Source organism: Arthrobacter oryzae (genome assembly GCF_030718995.1).
Lineage (GTDB): Bacteria > Actinomycetota > Actinomycetes > Actinomycetales > Micrococcaceae > Arthrobacter > Arthrobacter oryzae_C.
The window spans coordinates 262,869-283,226 of the sequence record NZ_CP132204.1 but is presented as its reverse complement, the minus strand read 5'-3'; the positions used below and the strand labels follow the sequence as shown (position 1 = coordinate 283,226).

Genomic DNA, 20,358 nt, shown 5'->3' with positions numbered 1-20,358 from the left:
CACGGGCTAGCCGCGGGCTAGCCCTGGGCGCGCAACGCCTGGCGCCGCAGCCGCCGGGCCATGTTCTCCGGGAGCCGTTTGGTGATGACCCGGTAGAAGATGAGCACGGCAACGGCTGCCACCACGATGCCCACGAGGTTCAGCAGCAGCTGCAGGGCCGACCCCGCCGCCTTCTGGTACTCGCCCAGAACGAGGGCAACGGCCACGTATCCTGCGGCGGGAACCGTGGTCACGGAAATGAAGACACCGATCAGCGCTGCAGAGCGACGGCTGATGACGGAGAGCATGCCGGCAGTACCGGCCAGCACGGCAACGATCAGCGAGTACGGGCCGGGGTGGTAGATGAACTCGACGGCGGACCCGGTGTCGAGGGTGTTGGCGGGAAAGAGCCCCAGCGGTACTGACAGCCAGGCAGTCAGCGCCGCCAGGAGCATGGCCACGGGAAAGCCGACCCCCAGTGCCAATGCGGCACTGCGTCCCAGTTTCCATTTGCGCTGGGCCAGCGCGACAGCCAAGGCTGCGAGCGGCCCGAACTCGGGTCCGACAGCCATTGCCCCGACGATGGCGATGGTGGAGTCCGTGACGATCCCGATCGCGGCCAGCTGGGTGGCCAGGACCAGGAACGCCAGGTAACTCCAGGTGAGCCGCGAATCCTCGCCTGTCTGGCGCGTCACCTCATCCCAGATCATGGCGTCCGCGCCGTCGCCGGGCGCTGCGGCTTCAGCCCTGTCGGCACGCCGGGACAACATGAGTTCGGGCATGGAGATGGCGATGGAGCCCAGATCCTGAACCTTCAGGGCATGCATTTTTTCCAACAGTTCCTCGACCGATTCCCGGGCCACGTGGGCCACCACAACATCGCCGGGCGGTTGGACGGACGCGCCTTTGTGCACGGCCACCTCCGCCGCGCCGGTTTGCTGTGTGCAGCTTTCCACCACCAGGTCGGAGAGCTCGGCGGGGATGCAAATGCGCACCTGAACGATCACTGTGGCAACTCCTCCGGTTTAGCCGGTTTCGCGAGCCGGCGTCGTTACCAGCCTAGTTTCCCGGCCGGCCCCGGCACGGGACCCTCCTCTGGAAACTCCCAGCGTGCAGTGCCTTAATGGAAGCCGGGGGTTCTTCCCGCCTGCGCCGGCGATTGGCGATAAAAGTTACGAATCGGTAACATGGATGCTTTGGTTATCCGCTTGAGGGGTTTTTCTATGTCCGTAGCGAGAGCCCTGGCCTCGCCGCGCCGCAGTGGCGCAGGCGTTGGACCGAGCCGAAAATCCAAATACAGGCCTGAAATCCAAGGGCTCCGCTCACTGGCCGTGCTGATGGTGGTCAGCTACCACGTCTGGTTTGGACGCGTGTCCGGCGGCGTGGACGTCTTCCTGTTGATCTCCGCGTTCCTCATGACCCTGCAGTTCGTGGGCCGCTATGAGCAGAACAGGCCGATGGCCCTCATCAAACACTGGCTGCACCTGTTCCGGCGGCTCCTGCCGGCGGCAGTCACAGTGATTGCCGCAACCCTGGCGGCGAGCTACCTGCTGCTGCCGCGCACCCGCTGGCTGGACATCGTGGATCAGGCCTGGGCCTCCCTGTTCTACTATGAAAACGCGTTGCTCCAGTCCCGGGCAGTGGATTACTACGCAACCGACCACAGCCTGGCCAGTCCGTTCCAGCATTTCTGGTCCCTGTCGATTCAGGGCCAGGTCTTCATCCTATGGCCCCTGATCTTTTCCGGCGCTGCGTTCCTGGCGAAGAAATACCGGCTGCATTACCGGATCCTGCTGTGCTACATCTTCGCCGGGGTCTTCCTGGTCTCGCTGGTCTACTCCATCATTTTCACGATCACCAACCAGGCCCAGGCCTATTTTGATACCGGCGCAAGGCTGTGGGAATTCGCGCTCGGCACGCTGGTGGCACTGATCCTCCCCGGACTGCGGATTCCCAGGTCCGGTCGCATCGTCCTGGGCTGGCTGGGCATTGCGGCCATGCTCAGCTGCGGGATCCTGCTCAATGTCCAGGCTGCTTTCCCGGGCGTCGCAGCGCTCTGGCCCACCCTCGCAGCCGCGGGCGTCATCGCAGCAGGACAAACCGGCAGCCGGTTCGGCGTCGACCGGATCCTGAGCACCGGCCCGCTGGTCCGCCTCGGTGACAACTCGTACGCCTTGTACCTGTGGCACTGGCCCGTCCTGGTCATCGCGCTGGCGGCCACGGGCCGGGACCAGGCGGGGCCCATCTCCGGAACCGTCATCATTGTGGTCGCGATGGGCCTGGCATTCCTGACCACCAAGTTCATCGAAAAACCGTGGCGGGAGTGGCAGTGGCCGGAAGCCAACCGGCGTCGTTCCTCCATTGCGGTGGCCGCATGCCTGCTCGCCGTGGTTGTCCCCTTGACGGGCATCCAGGTGCAGCAGCATCTCGCGACAACGGCGGCGCAGGCCGCCGCCGAACGGAACAACCCCGGTGCGCAGGCCCTTCTTCCGGGATTTGTTGACCGGAGCGACGGTGACGCGGCGATACTCCCGGCAGCGGAGCAGTTGCCAGCGGATTGGGCTACTCTCTCCGGCCCGTGCACCGGTGGCCTGGAGCCTGAAGACGACGCCATCAGGGACACCTGCAGCCAGAGCGGACCCTCCGAGGATCCGGTCAGATCCGTACTGGTCCTGGGTGATTCGCATGCGCAACAGTGGCTTGCAGCGATTGGAAAGTTCGGCGAGGAACAAGGCTGGACGGTTTACGCGATGCTCAAGGGCGGCTGCCAGGTTCAACCCGCAACACCCGAGCTGGAAGAAACGAACCCGGACTGCAAGAGCTATAACGACGCCGTGGCGGAGCAGATTACCCGGAACCCGCCGGACGCCATCATGGTCGTCGGGACCGCCGCGGCTCCGTCGTCCCCCGCGGAAGTCCTCACCCCGGGACTTGAAGAAAGCGCCAGGACATGGACGGACCTGGGAATTGACGTTGTAGCCATCCGGGACAATCCCCGCTTCGACTTCAACATGGCGGACTGCGTGGTCACCAAAGGTGAGGACAGTCCGGACTGCCGGCCCGCCCAGGCCAACCTCCTGGCGGCCGAGAGCCCTCTTGCCGGCTTGGACGGAAAAGTCCCCGGCCTGGCCTTTGTGGACATGACGGACCTGATCTGTGACGGCACCTACTGCCCAGGGGTTGTCGGAAATACCTTTGTCTACCTGGATAACAACCACCTCACCCGTACCTATGTCGCCAGCATGTCCTCCGTTTTCGGGGAGAGGCTCATGGCGGCCACGGGCTGGAAGGATCAATGACAGCGGAAGTCCTGAGCGAAGCCGCAAGGCAAAGAACCAAAAAGGCGGACAGGAAGGGGTACCGGCCCGAGGTCCAGGGCCTCAGGGCGCTGGCAGTCCTGATGGTGGTCACCTACCATGTGTGGCTTGGCCGGGTGTCCGGCGGAGTGGATATCTTCCTGCTGATTTCCGCGTTCCTGCTCACGCTCTCCTTTGTACGCAAGGTGGAAAGCGGGAGCCCGCTCAAGCTGGTCAGCCACTGGCTGCACCTCTTCAAACGGCTGCTGCCGGCCGCCGTCGTCGTTATCCTGGGTGTCCTCGCGGGCACCTGGGCCATCCTTCCCCAGAGCCGCTGGCCGGACGTCCTGGACCAGGCGTGGGCCTCACTGCTCTACCGGCAGAACTGGCTGCTCGCGGACTCGGCCGTGGACTACTACGCCCAGGACCACTCGGGGGCCAGCCCCCTGCAGCATTTCTGGTCGCTGTCCATCCAGGGGCAGGTCTTTATCCTGTGGCCGCTGGTGTTCGCCGGTGCCGCGGTGCTGCACCGGTTACTGCGGCGTCCGGCGATCAGCTACCGGCTGCTGCTGGCCCTCGCCTTCGGGGTCATTTTCGCGGCTTCCCTGGCCTATTCCATCGAGCAAACGGCCACTAACCAGGCCTACGCGTACTTTGACACCCGGACCAGGCTGTGGGAATTCGCGCTGGGCTCCCTGCTGGCGCTGGCTCTTCCGTACCTGAGGCCGGGCCGGCTGCTTCGCGTCATCCTGGGATGGGCGGGCGTGGCGGCCATGGTGTCCTGCGGCCTGCTGCTGACAGTGGACCGGTCCTTTCCGGGTTTCGTGGCGCTGTGGCCCACGTTGGCCGCCGCGGCAATCATTGTGGCCGGCCAGTCCGGCAGCCGCTTTGGCGCCGACCGTCTCCTGAGCTGGAAGCCCCTCGTGTCGCTCGGAGACAACTCCTATGCGCTGTACCTGTGGCACTGGCCGCTCCTGGTCCTCGCCCTCGCCGGCACCGGTGTCGTCTCGCCCAACCTTTTCCAGGGCCTCGCCATCGTGGCGGCCTCCGTGGTGATGGCCGTGCTCACCACACGGTTCGTGGAAAAGCCCCTGCGGGAATGGCACTGGCCGCAACGGCGGATCTGGCGGAACGCCGTCGTGATTGTGGCCTGCGGGGCCCTGCTCGCAGGGCCGGTGTCCCTCTGGCAGACCAAACTGACTGCCGAGGAAGCCGCCGCTGCGGCGCAGCCCAGGGAACTGACTCCGGGTGCAGCTGCCCTCACCCCCGAAAACGTGGGAAAACCGACGCCGGAAGCGAAGATCATTCCGGCGCCGGCCGCCATGAAGAATGAGTGGGCGGACATCGACGGACTGTGCACCGACGCGAATGTGCCGAGCGATCCGCTGCTCTCGGGCTGCCTGCAGAACAGCAAGCCCGAGGTGGTTACCAAACGGATCGTGGTGCTGGGCGATTCGCACGCGCAGCAGTACATGGCTGCGCTGGGGCCGATCGCCAAGGAACATGGCTGGGAAGTGGTCACGCTCCTCAAGGGCAACTGCCGCTTTGGTGCCGAGTCTGCCGAGCGCGACGCCGAATGCAATGCCTTCAACAAGGCAAGCGCCGCCTACGTCCTGGAGCACAGGCCGGATGCCGTGTTCACCGTTGCGTCCCTGACGCACACGGATGCCCCGTTCGAAACGGAAGTTCCCGGCTACCTGGAAGGCATTAAGCCGTTCACCGACGCCGGAATGGACGTGGTGGGGGTCCGGGACAACCCGCGGTTTGCCTTCAATATGCCCGAGTGCGTCCAAAAGAAGGGCGCTGACGCAACCGACTGCAACCCGCCGCTTGGCGAATCGCTCGCGGAGTCGTCGCCCCTGGAGCAATACCGGGGGGTGGAAGGCCTGCACCTGATGGACCTGAGCGACTTCATCTGCGCGGGCGGAATATGTCCTGCAGTGGTTGGCAACGTCTACGTCTACAAGGATGACAACCACCTGACCAAGACGTACGTGCAGAGCATGATTCCCATGTTCGAGCAGCGGTTGCTGGCCGCCACCGGCTGGACCTGATGCCGGATGTCCGGCGGGCCGGAGGCGGCGCGTGCGGTTGCTCACATTACCGCCGCGGAATATGGGGATCGCCGCCGAGGTTCTAGAATTTATTCAATACTTCGGCACCAAGGCACCACCATCTGCACAGGCCAGTCCCGTAATGACGGGCTGGTCATCAGCTGCAACCCCTACCCGTGAACCCCGGAATTAAGGTAAGAGGCGCACTCATGACCCAGCCCGAACACAACCCGTTCGGCTTTATCGGCCTGACCTACGACGACGTCCTGCTCCTGCCAGGGCACACCAACGTCATCCCGTCAGAGGCAGATACCTCCTCGCGCATTTCAAAGCGCATCTCCGTCCAGACCCCGTTGCTGTCCGCCGCGATGGACACCGTCACGGAGTCCCGGATGGCCATCGCCATGGCCCGCCAGGGCGGCCTCGGCGTGGTCCACCGCAACCTGTCGGTCCAGGACCAGGCGGACCAGGTGGACCGCGTGAAGCGCAGCGAGTCCGGGATGATCACCAACCCGCTCACCATCGGTCCGGAAGCAACGCTCGCCGAACTGGACGAGATTTGCTCGCAGTACCGCGTCTCCGGCCTGCCGGTAGTGGATGAAGGCATGCGGCTGCTGGGCATCGTCACCAACCGCGACACCCGCTTCGTGCCGGAAGCTGATTTCCCCATCCGCCTGGTCAGCGACGTCATGACCAAGATGCCCCTCGTCACCGGGCACGTCGGCATCAGCCGCGAGGAAGCCTCGCACAAGCTCGCCACCAACAAGATCGAAAAGCTCCCGCTGGTTGACGACCAGGGCCGGCTCAAGGGCCTCATTACCACCAAGGACTTCACGAAGGCCGAGCAGTACCCGCTTGCCACCAAGGACGATGAAGGCAGGCTCCGGGTCGGCGCAGCCATCGGCTTCTTCGGTGACGGCTGGGAACGTGCCATGACCCTCGTGGACGCCGGCGTGGACGCCCTCTTCGTGGACACCGCCAACGGTCACTCCCAGGGTGTGCTGGACATGATCCGCCGCCTGAAGTCGGATCCCGCGGCCGCCCACGTGGACATCATCGGGGGCCAGGCTGCTACCCGCGAGGGCGCACAGGCCCTGATCGACGCCGGCGCCGACGGCATCAAGGTAGGCGTGGGTCCGGGCTCCATCTGCACCACACGCGTTGTTGCCGGTGTGGGTGTCCCGCAGATTACCGCCATCTACGAGTCCGCGAAAGCGGCCATCCCGGCCGGCGTTCCGCTGATTGCCGACGGCGGCCTGCAGTACTCGGGCGACATCGGCAAGGCGCTGGTTGCCGGCGCCGACACCGTGATGCTCGGTTCCCTGCTGGCCGGTTGCGACGAGTCACCGGGTGAGCTCATTTTCGTGAACGGCAAGCAGTTCAAGAGCTACCGCGGCATGGGTTCCCTCGGAGCCATGCAGACCCGCGGCAAGAACACGTCCTACTCCAAGGACCGCTACTTCCAGGCCGACGTCTCCGGTGACGACAAACTGATTCCTGAGGGCATCGAGGGCCGGGTGGCCTACCGTGGTCCGTTGGCCTCCGTTGCCTACCAGCTGGTGGGCGGACTCCGCCAGACCATGTTCTACACCGGCGCCCCCACGGTGGCCGAGCTGAAGGCGCGCGGCAAGTTCGTCCGCATCACCCCGGCCGGACTCAAGGAGTCTCACCCGCACGACATCCAGATGACGGTGGAAGCGCCGAACTACGGTTCGCGCTAGTCCCTGTTCAAACGGGCCGCGGGGAACTGTCCCCGCGGCCCGTTTGTGTCTGCGCACGGGATTAGGCTGGAGCCATGTCCCAACCACGCCACCCCGCCGAACTGAACCCGAAAAGGGAACCACAGCGGCGGCTGGCACTGAGGCCCTACGCCCGGGCCGTCGCGCAGGTGCTGCGGGTCAGCTTCCGGGCCTCGCCTGCCGCCGTCGTGATGAAGGTGGTTGGCTCGCTGATCTCGGCGCTGCTGCCGCTGGTCACCACCTACTTTGCCGCCCTGACCACCACCGCCCTGGCCGCCGCGTATTCCGGCGACGCGGCCGCCGGCCAGCAGGCGATCGTCTACGTCATCATCACGGCCGCCCTGGGTCTGTTCTGGGGTGCCTTCAGCAGCGTGGACCGCTACATCCAGCAGCTTATGAGCTTCCGGGTGGGAGCGATTGTGGGGGACCTCATGTACGAGCGGTTCCTTGCACTCGAGTTCTGGAGATACGACGACAAGGAAACGGTGGACCTGTACGACCGCGCCAAACGGTTCTCCGATTCCTACGCCCGGGTCCTGGACCGGATTGCCGCGATCTTCACGCAGCTGGTCTCGGTGATCCTGGCGGTCGGAGCCCTCCTGCTGGTGAGCTGGTGGATCGCCGTGATCGTCCTGGTGGCCATCGTCCCCAGCGTCTACCTGCAGTTCAAGCTTTCCCGCGAGCAGATCGCCCACTGGAACACCCAGGTCGATTCGCGCCGCCAGCGCCGGATGATTGAGACCAACCTGCTGCGCCCCCAGCACATTGCCGAGATGCGCCTGTACGGGATCGTCGGCTACCTCATGGGTCTCCGCTCCCGACTCCGGGACGCTGACGAAAAACGGCGGCTGGATTTCCAGAAACGCTACATTCCCAAGCAGCTGGCGGCGGACGCCCTGCAGTACGGCGCCGAGGTTGTGTCGCTGATCTGGGTGGTGGGCCAGATCATCGCCCGTGCCCAGCCGGTGGGCCAGTTCCTGTACGTCCAGCAGATCGTCAGCAGGGCACTGTCCACCGCCAACAACCTCGTCTCCTCACTCAGTTCCATCGACGAGGACCTGGCCAACCTCAAGGACTACGAACTCTTTATGGCGTTGCCGGTGCATTCCGAGCACGCCCCGCCGCTGCTGCAGGCCCCCAAAACCGTGGAGCTGCGGGACATCCGCTTCACGTACACCGGCAGCGACATCGAAGTGATCCGCGGCATCACCATGACCATCCGGGAGGGCCAGCACATCGCCATTGTGGGAGAGAACGGCGCCGGCAAGTCCACCCTGATCCGGATCCTGGCGGGGCTGTACCGCCCGGATTCGGGTCAGGTGATGCTCGACGGCGTCGACCTCGCCGCCGTCGACGTCAAGTCCTGGCACCGCCACCTGGCGGTGCTGAGCCAGGAATTCCTCAAGTATGAGTTCGCCACGGCAGCGGAGAACATTCTCTTCGGCGACGTCGATTCGCCGCGGGACGATGGGCGGATCCGGCGGGCGGCGTCCGACGCCGAGGCCCTGGAGTTCATCAACAAGCTGCCCAATGGCCTGGACAACCACGTCAGCAACTGGATGGAGGATCCCCGCGGCCGCAAGGGCAGCGGACTCAGCGGAGGCCAGTGGCAGCGACTGGCAATGGCCCGGAACTTCTACCGGAACGCCACCTTTATGGTGATGGACGAGCCGACGTCGGCGATCGACGCCCTCGCCGAACACCGCATTTTCACCCGCCTCTTCGCCGACCGCAGCAGCACCATCATCGCCATCAGCCACCGGCTCGCGACGATCGAGAAAGCGGACGTTGTCTACATGCTCGAGGACGGAAGGGTTGTGGAACAGGGAACCCATAAGGAGCTGGTGGCGCTGCGGGGCCGCTACTTCAGGATGTTCGAATCCCAGCTGGCCGTGGACGAAGCCGAGGGCGTCTGACCGGTGCGCCGGGCGGCCTCAGCGGCGTTCGAGCCACCGGGCGTACAGTTCGGCACTGTTCGTCATGAGCCGGCGGGTATATGCCAGCCCTGCGGCTACCCCCAGCGGCAGCGTCATGAGCATTCCCAGGATGGGTAGCGTTTCCGGCCAGCCGCCCTTGGGCGTGAACAGCACAAGGGCAGCAATGCCCAATGCGCTGGCGATCAGGACGGTCCGTATCATGCCAGGCGTGATCCGGATTCCCTGCTCCACCCGGGGGATGTCCGAAGCAGGCTTTGGGGCCTTGCGCGTAAACCGCGGCCACACTGTGAAGACCCAGCCCAAGGACGCGAAGACTGCGCCGAGGATTGCCATGAAAAGTCCCAGTTCCGGGCTTTGCCCAAGGACCAGTGCGAGTACCGCGTGCACTGCTCCCGAGATCGCCAGTACTCCGGGATACCACCAGGCGGAGAAAACCCAGGACCGGCGCTGGGCGAAGCCGACGGCCGTCGCGCGGGGATCCGTGGCCGTGCCCGTCATGCCGGCACCGACAGGAGCGCGCGGACTGCCGCGCCAGGCTTTTCCCCGGCCGCCAGATCCCTCACCGTCAGTTGGCCGCTGTCGTCGAGCGGGGCTGCGGCCAGTTGGAGGACACCGTTCTCTAGCACCTTGATGTTTGCGATGGCGGGCTCAGCCGTGCCGTCGTAGCGGCGGGAGGTTACGATCCCGCCGGACGGCGACGTGGCTTCCGCGACGGCGTCGTTGACTGTGGCCTCCACCATGTCCATGATGGCCGCACCTTCATTCATGGGCAGGCACACGTACTCACTCAGGGGACGCAGGAAGAGTGCCACCCGGCCAACGGGGGAGTCTGCAATATAGGCCGGCGCCACCGCGTCCGGCCCAACCCTGGTGATGTCGAACCACAGCGTTGCGGAGCTGAAGACCCGGGCGAGGTGGCGGGCGGGGCCGTGAAGGCTGACCTTCTCACCATCAACCGAGGCGGTATCCCTGACGTTAAGGGTGCCGACGCCGGCCCGGACCAGGTCGTGGTCGTCCGGCAGGTCCGCCAGCCCCAGCGCCCGGCGGGTCAGTCGCGTGCCGGGTCCCGGCTCGAAGGCGAGCAACGCCAAAATCTCGTGGCTCGTGACGCGGTACGCCGCGTCGGGCAGTTTCTGCTCAGTCATGAAGTCCTTTTATCCGCTGGTGCCGCATCTTTCTCAGGGTGCCGCTCAGCTAGCCGAATCCGAGCTTACCGCCCGCCCACCCCAGGGCGTCTTTGGCACCGTTGGCAAGGTCTTTCACCCCGCCCACTACCCCCGAACCGAAGTCCCAGATCCTCTTGGTGACCGGAACATCGCCGGACGCCATGGAAGCAAGACCCCACAGTAGGCCGGCGCCGCCAATGGCGGCCGCGACGGGCAGGCCTACGCCGGTTGCAGCGGCTATGCCGGCGGCAAGGGCAAGGCCTCCTCCTACGGCGCCATCGGCCACGCGGAAGGGATCACGGTTCTCGTAGCCTGACATGATGTCCAAGACGCCGAGACCCATGCCCAGCACCACAAGGCCCTTGCCCACCACCTTCATGGAGTCGAAAAACTTGCTGGTGCCGGCTTCGACTTTCGCCAGGTCGATGTTCCAACTGAACTTGTCGGCCACAAACTGAAGTGCGCTCGTGATCTTCGACGCCCCGCTGCCGTCGTCAGCCCCCCACTTCTCCAGCAGCCATTCAAGTCCCGAAGGCGCGTGTTCGTAGTTGGGGTCCGTAAAGGCATCGCCCCAGTTCCGAACCGCAGCCGGCGTCGACTGGGACGCCGGTGCCGGGGCACCCTGAGCAGGGGACACCGGGGCAGGGGCAGCCGGTCCAGGGGACGAAGTAGTGCCGCCGCCTTCGCTGGCTCGTTCCTGCTCGCTGGCATGGGCCAGCAGGACTTTCGACTGGCTGTTGAGCGACTCCGAAGACCGGTTCAGCATGGGGCGCAGGGTGGAAGTCCATTCAGTGCGGAACTTGTCCCCGTCTGAGCCCTTCCAGGCAGCAGATTGAACCAGCGAATTGACGCTGGATTCCACGTTCTTCAGCCGGGTCCCTGATTGACCCAGGGATTTTGACAGTGCCCGAAGCTGTTCGATGTCAGCACCGTAAAAGCCTGGCGCCATAGTTTCCCCCAAATTGTTCCTGCCGGTGATACCCGCCTGCGGCGTGTCAGTTCAAACTATTCCATGATCCGACGCCACGCGATGGGGACTTGTCCCCGGGTTCGTTGTCGGCGTCTGACGGCGGTACCAGACTGCCAGCCGGGGCATTTCACGCAGGAACCGCCGGCGGCGCAAGAATGCGCAGCCGGCGGTTCCCTCAATACTTGTGCCCGCGTGGGGGCTAGGAGGCGGTCACGGAGGTGTCATCAAGGAAGAAATACGTCGACAGCGATGAATCCTCGACGCCCAGGAAGCGCAGGGTCACGCTCTTGCCCTTGTAGGCGGAAAGGTCCAGTTGCTTCTGGACGTAGCCGGTTGACTCGTTGAGGTTGGAGTAGGTGGCCAGCGTGGCGGTGGTTCCGCCGCTGATGACCTGGACTTTCAGGGTGTCGTACGCGGTGCTGGCAGTGGTTTCGTCCGACTGCACCTTCAAGTAGAAGGACAGTTGCGCGGCAGACACGGTGGAGGGGACAGCAAACGCTTGGTCTAGCTTGTAGGACGTTGCCTGGCCCCAGCCGTTGAGCCCGGCGAACCGCGTGCCCGTGCGGGCATTGGCTCCGGTCTCAAAAGTGTCGGCATGGTCGGAGGTCCACGAGACCGCGCCCTCTTCGAAGCCCGGGTTCAGCAACAGGTTGCCCGACGGCGGGGGAGTGGTCCCGCCGAGCAGGCCCATGGTCTTGGTGGCGTCCGAGAGTCCTGCGCCGCAGCCGGTGGTGCAGCCGCCCGGCATGGCCCGGGTTCCCTGCTTGAGCGTGGACTCGACCTGAGCCGGGGTGAGCGAGGACGTCTTGGATTTCATCAGCGCGGCGAGCCCGGCCACGTGGGGAGCGGCCATGGACGTGCCCTGGTAGTTGGCGTAACCGGCGGAGGACGGCGTGGTGGTGCCCGTGTTGATGGTGGAGAGGATGCCGCCGCCGGTCACCCTGACGTCACCACCAGGCGCGGTCAGGTCCACCGTGGCGCCGTAGTTGGAGTAGTAGGAAAGGCTGCCGCTCGGGTTGCTGGCAGCCACGCTCACAACGCTGTTGCAGTTCGCGGGCCGGAATCCGGAAGCGTCCTGGTTGCTGTTGCCGGCCGCGACTACCACCGTGGCTCCGCGGGACACTGCGGAATCGATGGCAGCCTGGTAGGTGCTGCCGCAGGAGCCGGATCCGCCCAGGCTCATGTTGATGACCTTGGCGGGGTTGGCGTTGGCAGGGATGCCTGAGACCGTTCCGCCGGCCGACCAGATGATCGCATCGGCAATGTCGGACAGTGATCCGCCGCACTTGGCCAGGACCCTGACGGGCACCACTTTGGCGTTGGGTGCGACGCCGGCAACACCCGTGGCGTTGCCGGTCACGGCTGCCACGGTGCCGGCGACGTGGGTGCCGTGCCAGGAGCTGTTGCCGGCCGTCGTCTGCCCGCACTCTCCGGCGGCGTACCAGTCGCCCTGGTCCTGCGCGTTGGCGTCGCGGCCGTTGCCGTCGCGCGCCGCGGTGGCGTCGGAGACGAAGTCATAGCCCGGGAGCACATTCGCGTCGAGGTCGGCGTGGGCCGTGATCCCGGTGTCGATAACCGCCACTGTCACGCCCGTCCCGGTGGCGACGTCCCATGCGCCGGGGATCCGCATGCCGTTCGTGGCGGTGAAATCCCACTGCTCCCCGTAGCGGGGGTCGTTCGGCGTGAGCGCAACGGTCATCCGGGCGTCAGGCTCAACGGACTCCACCGCCCCGGTTGCCGCAATGTCCGCCATGAAATCCCGGGCGTCCTGCCCGGACAGTGCCTTGTCCGCCTCGATCAGCGTACCGCCGGTAGCCAGGGTGCGTACTTCCTTCACGGTCACGCCTTGGGAGCCGGCCGCCTTGCCCCACGCATTGGCGCGTCCGTTCGGGGTGGCGTTTGCCGCCGTCTCCTTGTAAACCACGATGAATTTCGTATAGGCCTCGCCGGAGGCGACGTCCTGGACCGTGGCGGTTTGGGCCGCGGCCGGTCCGGCTGCGGCGTCCCCGCCCTCAGTGGTGGCGAAGACCGGCGAACTGGCGAAGGCCAGGGTGCCGACTGCTGCGGCGAGCGACAGGGCCACGATGCGGTGGCGCCTGACTGATGCACTTCCTGCTCTTACCAAAGGGAACTTCTTTCTCGGATCGGGCACACGGGTGGCCCGGAGGGTGGAGTGATGGATGGTCACGTGGTGGATCAGGTGGTAACCGAGAGTAAACGTAAAGGTATTTTCATAACTTGTAAATGGTTGACAAAACGTGTCAATAAAGGGTGGACTATCAGTTTCCGGGATGGCCGCGGGGCGTCGCCCCGCCGTATCCCGCGTGGTCAAGTAAAGTGGTCACGTGACTTATGAGATTGAGATTGGCCGTGGCAAGCGTGGGCGTCGTGCCTACTCCCTGGATGACATCGCGATCGTCCCCAACCGTCGTACGCGTGATCCCAAGGACGTTTCGGTCTCGTGGCAGATAGATGCCTACAAGTTCGACATGCCGGTGATCGCGGCGCCCATGGACTCGGCGATGTCGCCCGAGACCGCCATTGCCCTGGGGCGCCTCGGCGGCCTGGGCGTGCTGGACCTTGAGGGTCTCTGGACCCGGTACGAGGACCCCCAGTCGGTGCTTGACCAGATCGGGGCTCTGGAGGACGAGACCAACAGCCCGGCCGTCACCCGGCGGATGCAGGAGCTCTACCAGGCGCCGATCCAGCCGGAACTGATAACCTCCCGCCTGGCCGAGATCCGGGCCGCCGGCGTGACGGTGGCCGGCTCGCTCACCCCGCAGCGCACGCAGGAGCACTACAAGACTGTCGTCGCGGCCGGCGTGGACATCTTCGTGATCCGGGGGACCACGGTTTCGGCCGAGCACGTCTCCAAGGACCACGAGCCGCTGAACCTCAAGCAGTTCATCTATGAGCTCGATGTCCCGGTGATCGTGGGTGGCGCGGCCGGATACACCCCTGCCCTCCACCTCATGCGCACCGGCGCCGCCGGCGTGCTCGTGGGCTTCGGCGGCGGCGCCACCACAACCACCCGTCGCGCCCTGGGCATCCACTCGCCCATGGCTTCCGCCATTTCCGACGTCGCCGCGGCCCGCCGCGACTACATGGATGAGTCCGGCGGTCGTTACGTTCACGTGATTGCCGACGGCGGCATGGGTTCCTCCGGCGACATCGTCAAGGCCATTGCCATGGGCGCTGACGCCGTGATGCTCGGGAGCGCGCTGGCGCGCGCCGAAGAAGCGCCGGGCAAGGGCTGGCACTGGGGCCAGGAGGCCCACCACCTGGAACTGCCGCGCGGCGACAGGGTCAACGTCGGCACTGTGGGCCCGCTCGAGGAGGTCCTCTTCGGTCCCGGCCACCACACCAACGGCACGTCCAACCTGATCGGCGCCCTCCGCCGCTCCATGGCAACCACCGGCTATTCGGACCTGAAGGAATTCCAGCGGGTCGACGTCGTCGTGTCCCCCTACTCCGGAAACTGAAACGCCACCCGAAGCTGACCCGCCACCTCCACGACTGAGCCGGTCCCGGGACTCCGGGACCGGCCCCAAATGGGCCCTGCCCATCCGCATGCCTAGGAAGTAGTCTGGTGAACTACGAGGTTTGATGCGGATGGAGGCGTGAAATGAACAGTTCTTCCGGTGGTTCGTCCTTTCCCCAGGGGGCACTTGGCCCTGCCGCCAGGGAAGCGTCGCTGGCGGCGCTCAAGGCAACGATGGAGCCGGGCAAGGAACTCGACATCCTCATCGTCGGCGGCGGCATCGTGGGCACCGGCGCCGCGCTGGACGCAGTGACCCGCGGCCTGAGCGTGGGCATCGTGGAGGCCAGCGACTGGGCCGCAGGTACGTCGTCACGGTCCTCCAAGCTCATCCACGGCGGCCTGCGCTACCTCGAAATGCTCGATTTCGGGCTGGTGAAGGAAGCACTTCACGAACGCGGCCTGCTGTTGTCCGAAATCGCCCCCCACCTTGCCCGGCCAGTACCTTTCCTCTACCCGCTGACCAGGCCCTTCTTCGAAAGGCCTTACGTGGGCGCGGGTATTGCCCTGTACGACGTCATGTCCATTTCCAGCGGCCACCAGAGGGGCGTCCCGTTCCATAAGCACCTGTCCCGCCGCGGCACATTGCGGGCTGCGCCGAGCCTGAAGGATGACGCCTTCGTCGGCTCCATCCGCTACTACGACGGCCAGGTTGACGACGCCAAGTACGTGGCCAACCTCATCCGCACCGCGGCGTATTACGGCGCCCATGCAGTCAACCAAACGGCTGTGGTCGATTTCCTGCGCGAAGGCGAGCGGGTGGTTGGCGCCAAGGTGGTCAACCGTGAGGACGGTTCCACCTTCAGCATCCGGGCCAAGCAGGTCATCAACGCCACCGGCGTCTGGACCGATGAAACCCAGGCCATGGTGACGGACCGCGGGCAGTTGAAGGTGCGTGCCTCCAAAGGCATCCACCTGGTGGTCCCGCGCGACCGGTTCCAGTCGACTGTCGGGCTGATCCTGCGGACCGAAAAATCGGTGCTGTTCGTCATTCCGTGGGGCCGGCACTGGATCATTGGCACCACGGACACGGATTGGCATTTGGACAAGGCGCACCCGGCTGCGTCCAGCAAGGACATCGACTACATCCTCGAGCACGTCAACAAGGTGATGAAGCGGCCCCTGACCAGGGAGGACGTCGAAGGCGTCTACGCCGGGCTGCGTCCGCTCCTGGCCGGCGAGAACGACTCAACGGCAAAGCTTTCCCGCGAACACGTGGTGGCACATCCGGTGCCGGGCCTTGTGGTGGTGGCCGGCGGCAAGTGGACCACCTACCGTGTCATGGCCAAGGACGCCGTCGACGAAGCAACGCGGAGCATGGACGAACGCGTTCCGCCCAGCTGCACCGACACCATCCCCCTGCTGGGCGCCAGCGGCTTCAAAGCGGCGTGGAACCGCCGGAACCGGACGGCAGAGGAAACCGGCGTGCATGTGGCCCGGATTGAACACCTGCTCAACCGGTACGGATCGATGGCCGCGGAAGTCCTGGCCCTCATCAAGGAAAACCCGGCCCTGGCCGAACCGTTGCCTGGAGCCGACGACTACCTCCAGGCCGAAGCGGTCTACGCGGCCACCCATGAAGGGGCGCGTCATGTACACGACGTTTTGACGCGCAGAACCCGCATTTCCATTGAGTCCTGGGACCGGGGTGTGTCCGCCGTCCCCGTAGTCGCTAAGCTGATGGGGGAAATTCTTGGCTGGAGCGATGCGCAGCGCGAAAGCGAAATCAAGCATTACCTTGCCCGGGTGGAAGCCGAACGGCTGAGCCAGGAGCAGCCTGACGATGAATCTGCCGACGCCGCGCGCCTGGGCGTCGAGGACATCGTCCCGTTGCGCTGACAAGGCAGATGCCTGACGCGCGCCTCCTGCCTCACTGAAGGGACAACTCTTGGCGGAACCACTGGACCGGTACGATGCCGAACTCACCACGCCGGAAATGGTGATTCTTGAGCTTGATGCCAAGGACAAGGTTGACGCAGCGACCCAGCTCGCGCAACGGCTCCATGCGGCCGGGCGCGTCTCGGACCTCGACGGCTTCCTGAAGCACGTCAACGCCCGGGAACACCAGCTGGCCACCGGCCTGCCCGGGGGAGTCGGTCTTCCGCACGCCCGCAGCGAGTTCGTGTCGCGGACCTCCATCGCTGTGGGCATCACCAAGTACGGAAAAGCCCTGGACTTCGGTGCGGCCGACGGGCCGGCCACGGTCATCCTGCTCATCGCCACGCCGGCCAGCTCTTTCTCGGACCACCTTGAGGTGCTCGCCACCCTGGCCCGCTCCCTGTCGAAGGAGTCGTTCCGGGAATCCCTGCGCCGGGCCTACGATCCCGAAGTGATCGCCGAGCTCATCAACTCCAGCCTGGTGTTCTTCGACCACTAGACATCGGGGCTGGCAGCTCAAAACTGCGCGAACGTACACTTGGGGCCCCATTGCGAGCGGCCCCAAGTGTTCGCTCGCGCTACCCCCGTTTCGTTGTTCTACACGCGGACGAAGTACGGTTAACGTGTGTTGAAAACTGCCCTCAAACCCCGCTGGATCGCAGGCCTGGTGTTTGCGATCGTTATTTCCGGGGTTTTCGTGCTGCTGAGCCAGTGGCAATTCGGCAGGTCAACCCAGCCGGAGGCGCCTGTTTCGTCCGGCACTGAGGAGAGCAAGCCGCTCATCTCGGTACTGCAGCCGGGTGACTTCTTCCTCGGCTCCGTGGCGGACCAGATGGTCACCGCCAAAGGAACCTACGATCCCGACAAACAGGTGCTGGTTCCGGGCCGCCTCAACGGCGGCGCCACTGGCTATTGGGTTGTCTCGGCGTTTGCGGTCCAGGATGCCCCCGTCCTCAGCGGCGTTGGCGCATCACCCCGGACATGGATCCCGGTGGCGCGCGGATGGGTGGCCGATACGGCGGAAGCCGGGCCGCCGCCGTCGGGCGTTATTGAACTGACCGGACGGCTCCTGCCGTCCGAGGCGCCGCTGCCCAACACCGCCCCCGAAAGCGGATTCGCGACTGCGGTGTCCGTGGCCGAACTGATCAACGTCTGGGAAGTCAGCAGCTATCCGGGGTTCGTCGCCGCCACGTCCGAGGTGGCCGGAGGCTCCGACGTCAGCGCCGCGGCTGCCGGCAGCGAGCTAAAGCCCCTGCGCATCGGCCCGCAGCCCCCGGCCCAGCAGGTGAACTGGCTAAACCTCTTCTACTCCGTGGAGTGGATTGTGTTCGCCGGCTTCGCGCTGTTCATCTGGTGGCGCATGGTGAAGGACGACTACCGTCGGGACCTTGAGGACGACGAGGACGACGACCACGGCCAGCACCATGACAATTCCGGCCCTCCCGAGCAATCCAGCCCTTCCGAACAAAAGGTACAGCCATGATCGACCCCAAGCCGGCCATCCAGCCACAGCCGTCTCAGACCAGCGCATCGCGCCCCGGTTCAGGCACCGGAAAACCGGGCAAGAAGCGTAGGTTTGGCGGCACCGAAGCCCAGATCCGTTCGGCCCTGAAGTTTTACAAAGTCCTCGCATACCTCACGGGCGGGATGCTCCTGCTGCTGTGCGCAGAACTGGTTGCCCGCTACGCGTTCGGCCAGTACCTGTTCGCAGGCGGAACCAACGCCGTGACCGGCCAGCCGTTCGGTATCGGGTTTGCCGACGCTGAGCCGCAGGGCGTGCTGGGGGGAGTGAACCTCTCGGTGGCGGTACTGATTGTGCACGGCTGGATGTACGTCGTGTACCTGATGTCCAACTTCCGCCTGTGGTCGCTGATGCGGTGGCCGTTCGCGAAGCTGATCGTCCTGGCCCTGGGCGGTGTGGTTCCGTTCCTCTCTTTCTTTGTCGAGAAGAAGTTCCACGCAGAGGTCGAGGCCGAACTCGCCGCCAATCCGCAGGCATCAAAGCGCTACTGACCCCGTCGGTGCCGGCTGCAGTGTGAGATCCCTAACGACCGGGGCCGATTAAGGCCGCCGGGGGCCGCCTCAAGGTGCGACGCGGCAGGCGCCCAAGTAGTCTAGGACGGTGACTACTCCCACTGCATCCCAGACTTCCCAGAAGCCGGTGCTGGTTGTTGACTACGGTGCCCAGTACGCGCAGCTGATTGCCCGCCGCGTCCGGGAAGCAAATGTGTATTCGGAAGTGGTTCCGCATACCTACAGCACCGAGCAGCTACTGGCCAAGAACCCCGCCGCCATCATCCTTTCGGGTGGCCCTTCCAGCGTGTATGCCGACGGCGCACCGAAGGTGGGTGCAGACCTCTTCGAAGCCGGGATCCCCGTTTTCGGCATCTGCTACGGCTTTCAGGCGATGGCCGACGCCCTTGGCGGCACGGTAGCCCAGACAGGCCTGCGCGAATACGGCGCGACGGAAGCCACCACGGTGGGGGAGGCCCGGTCCATCCTGGACGGCCTGCCGCACCACCAGAAAACCTGGATGAGCCACGGCGATTCCGTCCAGGAAGCCCCGGAAGGCTTCGAAGTGCTGGCCACCACTGCCGGCGCTCCCGTGGCGGCATTCGCCAACGAGGAGAAGTGCCTCTACGGCGTGCAGTGGCACCCTGAGGTCAAGCACTCGGCCTACGGCCAGCAGGTGCTCGAGAACTTCCTGTTCAAGGGCGCGAAACTGGAACCGAACTGGACCACGGGCAACATCCTCGAGGAGCAGGTGGACCGCATCCGCAAGCAGATCGGCGACGCCAGGGTCATCTGCGGCCTGTCCGGCGGCGTTGACTCGGCCGTCGCGGCTGCCCTGGTCCAGCGCGCCGTGGGCGATCAGCTGACATGTGTGTTCGTGGACCACGGCCTGCTGCGTGAAGGCGAAGCCGAGCAGGTTGAGCGCGACTTCGTGGCAGCCACCGGCGTCAAGCTTTACGTTGCCAACGAGCAGGAGCGGTTCCAGGCGGCACTCGCCGGAGTCAGCGATCCTGAGACGAAGCGCAAGATCATCGGCCGCGAGTTCATCCGGGCGTTCGAGGAAGCCGAACTGGCGATCATCGCCGAGGCCGCAGCCCACGGTGAAAAGATCAAGTTCCTGGTACAGGGAACGCTGTACCCGGACGTCGTCGAATCCGGCGGCGGCGAAGGTGCGGCCAACATCAAGAGCCACCACAACGTGGGCGGCCTGCCGGAAGACCTGCAGTTCGAGCTCGTTGAGCCGCTTCGTGCGCTGTTCAAGGATGAGGTCCGCGCTGTCGGTGCCCAGCTGGGACTGCCGCAGGAAATCGTGGGCCGCCAGCCCTTCCCGGGCCCGGGCCTCGGTATCCGCATCGTCGGCGAAGTCACCAAGGAACGACTGGACCTGCTGCGCAAGGCCGACGCCATCGCCCGGGCCGAACTGACTGCGGCCGGCCTGGACAACGAGGTGTGGCAGATGCCTGTAGTGCTGCTGGCGGATGTCCGCAGCGTCGGCGTCCAGGGAGACGGCCGCACCTACGGGCACCCGATCGTCCTTCGTCCCGTTTCGTCCGAGGACGCCATGACCGCTGACTGGTCACGGCTTCCGTACGACCTGCTGGCAAGGATCTCCAACCGCATCACCAACGAGGTCGACGGCGTCAACCGGGTGGTGCTGGACGTGACCAGCAAGCCGCCGGGAACCATCGAGTGGGAATAGCACTTTGAGTGGCCGGCCTCAGCGATGAGGCCGGCCACTTGTTTATATTCCGCCAAATCCGGCCCTATTTTGGTCGCCCCCAGTGTTGC

General features: G+C 65.3%; 15 protein-coding genes. 10 read left to right on the top strand and 5 right to left on the bottom strand.

What is annotated here, in order from left to right; genetic code table 11:
- Nucleotides 1–17: 17 nt before the first annotated feature.
- The gene (locus Q8Z05_RS01265) at nucleotides 18–986 is read right to left on the bottom strand and encodes a DUF389 domain-containing protein (protein ID WP_305941732.1); all 969 of its coding nucleotides are present in this window, start codon (nucleotides 984–986) and stop codon (nucleotides 18–20) included.
- Nucleotides 987–1,202: 216 nt separating this feature from the next.
- Here Q8Z05_RS01265 and Q8Z05_RS01260 point away from each other — a divergent pair, with 216 nt between their 5' ends.
- The 4 genes from Q8Z05_RS01260 to Q8Z05_RS01245 all read left to right on the top strand — a co-directional run bounded on the left by Q8Z05_RS01260 (nucleotide 1,203) and on the right by Q8Z05_RS01245 (nucleotide 8,984).
- Complete coding sequence (locus tag Q8Z05_RS01260; protein WP_305941731.1) at nucleotides 1,203–3,278, top strand: acyltransferase family protein; 2,076 nt, start codon at nucleotides 1,203–1,205, stop codon at nucleotides 3,276–3,278.
- The gene (locus Q8Z05_RS01255; protein ID WP_305941730.1) at nucleotides 3,275–5,329 is read left to right on the top strand and encodes an acyltransferase family protein; all 2,055 of its coding nucleotides are present in this window, start codon (nucleotides 3,275–3,277) and stop codon (nucleotides 5,327–5,329) included. Before Q8Z05_RS01260 ends, Q8Z05_RS01255 begins: the two co-directional genes overlap by 4 nt.
- Nucleotides 5,330–5,538: 209 nt before the next feature.
- Nucleotides 5,539–7,050, top strand: coding sequence for an IMP dehydrogenase (guaB, locus tag Q8Z05_RS01250; RefSeq protein WP_305941729.1), 1,512 nt, complete (start codon nucleotides 5,539–5,541; stop codon nucleotides 7,048–7,050).
- Between the two features lie 74 nt (nucleotides 7,051–7,124).
- A complete protein-coding gene (locus tag Q8Z05_RS01245) occupies nucleotides 7,125–8,984 on the top strand; it encodes an ABC transporter ATP-binding protein (RefSeq protein WP_305941728.1) in 1,860 nt (619 codons plus the stop codon).
- Nucleotides 8,985–9,002: 18 nt separating this feature from the next.
- On the opposite strand, the gene Q8Z05_RS01240 is transcribed toward Q8Z05_RS01245, so the two are convergent.
- From Q8Z05_RS01240 to Q8Z05_RS01225, 4 genes are all read right to left on the bottom strand, one after another.
- The gene (locus tag Q8Z05_RS01240; RefSeq protein ID WP_305941727.1) at nucleotides 9,003–9,503 is read right to left on the bottom strand and encodes a hypothetical protein; all 501 of its coding nucleotides are present in this window, start codon (nucleotides 9,501–9,503) and stop codon (nucleotides 9,003–9,005) included.
- Nucleotides 9,500–10,150 carry a hypothetical protein gene (locus Q8Z05_RS01235; RefSeq protein WP_305941726.1) on the bottom strand — a complete coding sequence of 217 codons (651 nt, stop codon included), beginning with the start codon at nucleotides 10,148–10,150 and terminating at the stop codon, nucleotides 9,500–9,502. The genes Q8Z05_RS01240 and Q8Z05_RS01235 overlap by 4 nt, the downstream gene beginning before the upstream one ends.
- A gap of 49 nt (nucleotides 10,151–10,199) precedes the next feature.
- The gene (locus Q8Z05_RS01230) at nucleotides 10,200–11,120 is read right to left on the bottom strand and encodes a WXG100 family type VII secretion target (RefSeq protein WP_305941725.1); all 921 of its coding nucleotides are present in this window, start codon (nucleotides 11,118–11,120) and stop codon (nucleotides 10,200–10,202) included.
- Nucleotides 11,121–11,340: 220 nt separating this feature from the next.
- Nucleotides 11,341–13,224: a S8 family peptidase gene (locus tag Q8Z05_RS01225; RefSeq protein WP_305941724.1), complete on the bottom strand. Its 1,884-nt coding sequence runs from the start codon at nucleotides 13,222–13,224 to the stop codon at nucleotides 11,341–11,343.
- A 262-nt stretch (nucleotides 13,225–13,486) separates the two neighbouring features.
- Between Q8Z05_RS01225 and Q8Z05_RS01220 the strand changes: the two genes are divergently transcribed.
- The 6 genes from Q8Z05_RS01220 (at nucleotide 13,487) to guaA (ending at nucleotide 20,269) form a co-directional block, all read left to right on the top strand.
- Nucleotides 13,487–14,623: a GuaB3 family IMP dehydrogenase-related protein gene (locus Q8Z05_RS01220; protein WP_043482875.1), complete on the top strand. Its 1,137-nt coding sequence runs from the start codon at nucleotides 13,487–13,489 to the stop codon at nucleotides 14,621–14,623.
- A gap of 143 nt (nucleotides 14,624–14,766) precedes the next feature.
- A complete protein-coding gene (locus tag Q8Z05_RS01215; RefSeq protein ID WP_305941723.1) occupies nucleotides 14,767–16,518 on the top strand; it encodes a glycerol-3-phosphate dehydrogenase/oxidase in 1,752 nt (583 codons plus the stop codon).
- A gap of 49 nt (nucleotides 16,519–16,567) precedes the next feature.
- The gene (locus Q8Z05_RS01210) at nucleotides 16,568–17,056 is read left to right on the top strand and encodes a PTS sugar transporter subunit IIA (RefSeq protein WP_305941722.1); all 489 of its coding nucleotides are present in this window, start codon (nucleotides 16,568–16,570) and stop codon (nucleotides 17,054–17,056) included.
- A 126-nt stretch (nucleotides 17,057–17,182) separates the two neighbouring features.
- Nucleotides 17,183–18,040 carry an SURF1 family protein gene (locus tag Q8Z05_RS01205; protein WP_305941721.1) on the top strand — a complete coding sequence of 286 codons (858 nt, stop codon included), beginning with the start codon at nucleotides 17,183–17,185 and terminating at the stop codon, nucleotides 18,038–18,040.
- The gene (locus tag Q8Z05_RS01200) at nucleotides 18,037–18,570 is read left to right on the top strand and encodes a DUF3817 domain-containing protein (RefSeq protein WP_305941720.1); all 534 of its coding nucleotides are present in this window, start codon (nucleotides 18,037–18,039) and stop codon (nucleotides 18,568–18,570) included. The genes Q8Z05_RS01205 and Q8Z05_RS01200 overlap by 4 nt, the downstream gene beginning before the upstream one ends.
- A 109-nt stretch (nucleotides 18,571–18,679) precedes the next feature.
- Nucleotides 18,680–20,269, top strand: a complete 1,590-nt coding sequence (guaA, locus tag Q8Z05_RS01195) for a glutamine-hydrolyzing GMP synthase (RefSeq protein ID WP_305941719.1) — start codon at nucleotides 18,680–18,682, stop codon at nucleotides 20,267–20,269.
- Nucleotides 20,270–20,358: the final 89 nt, after the last annotated feature.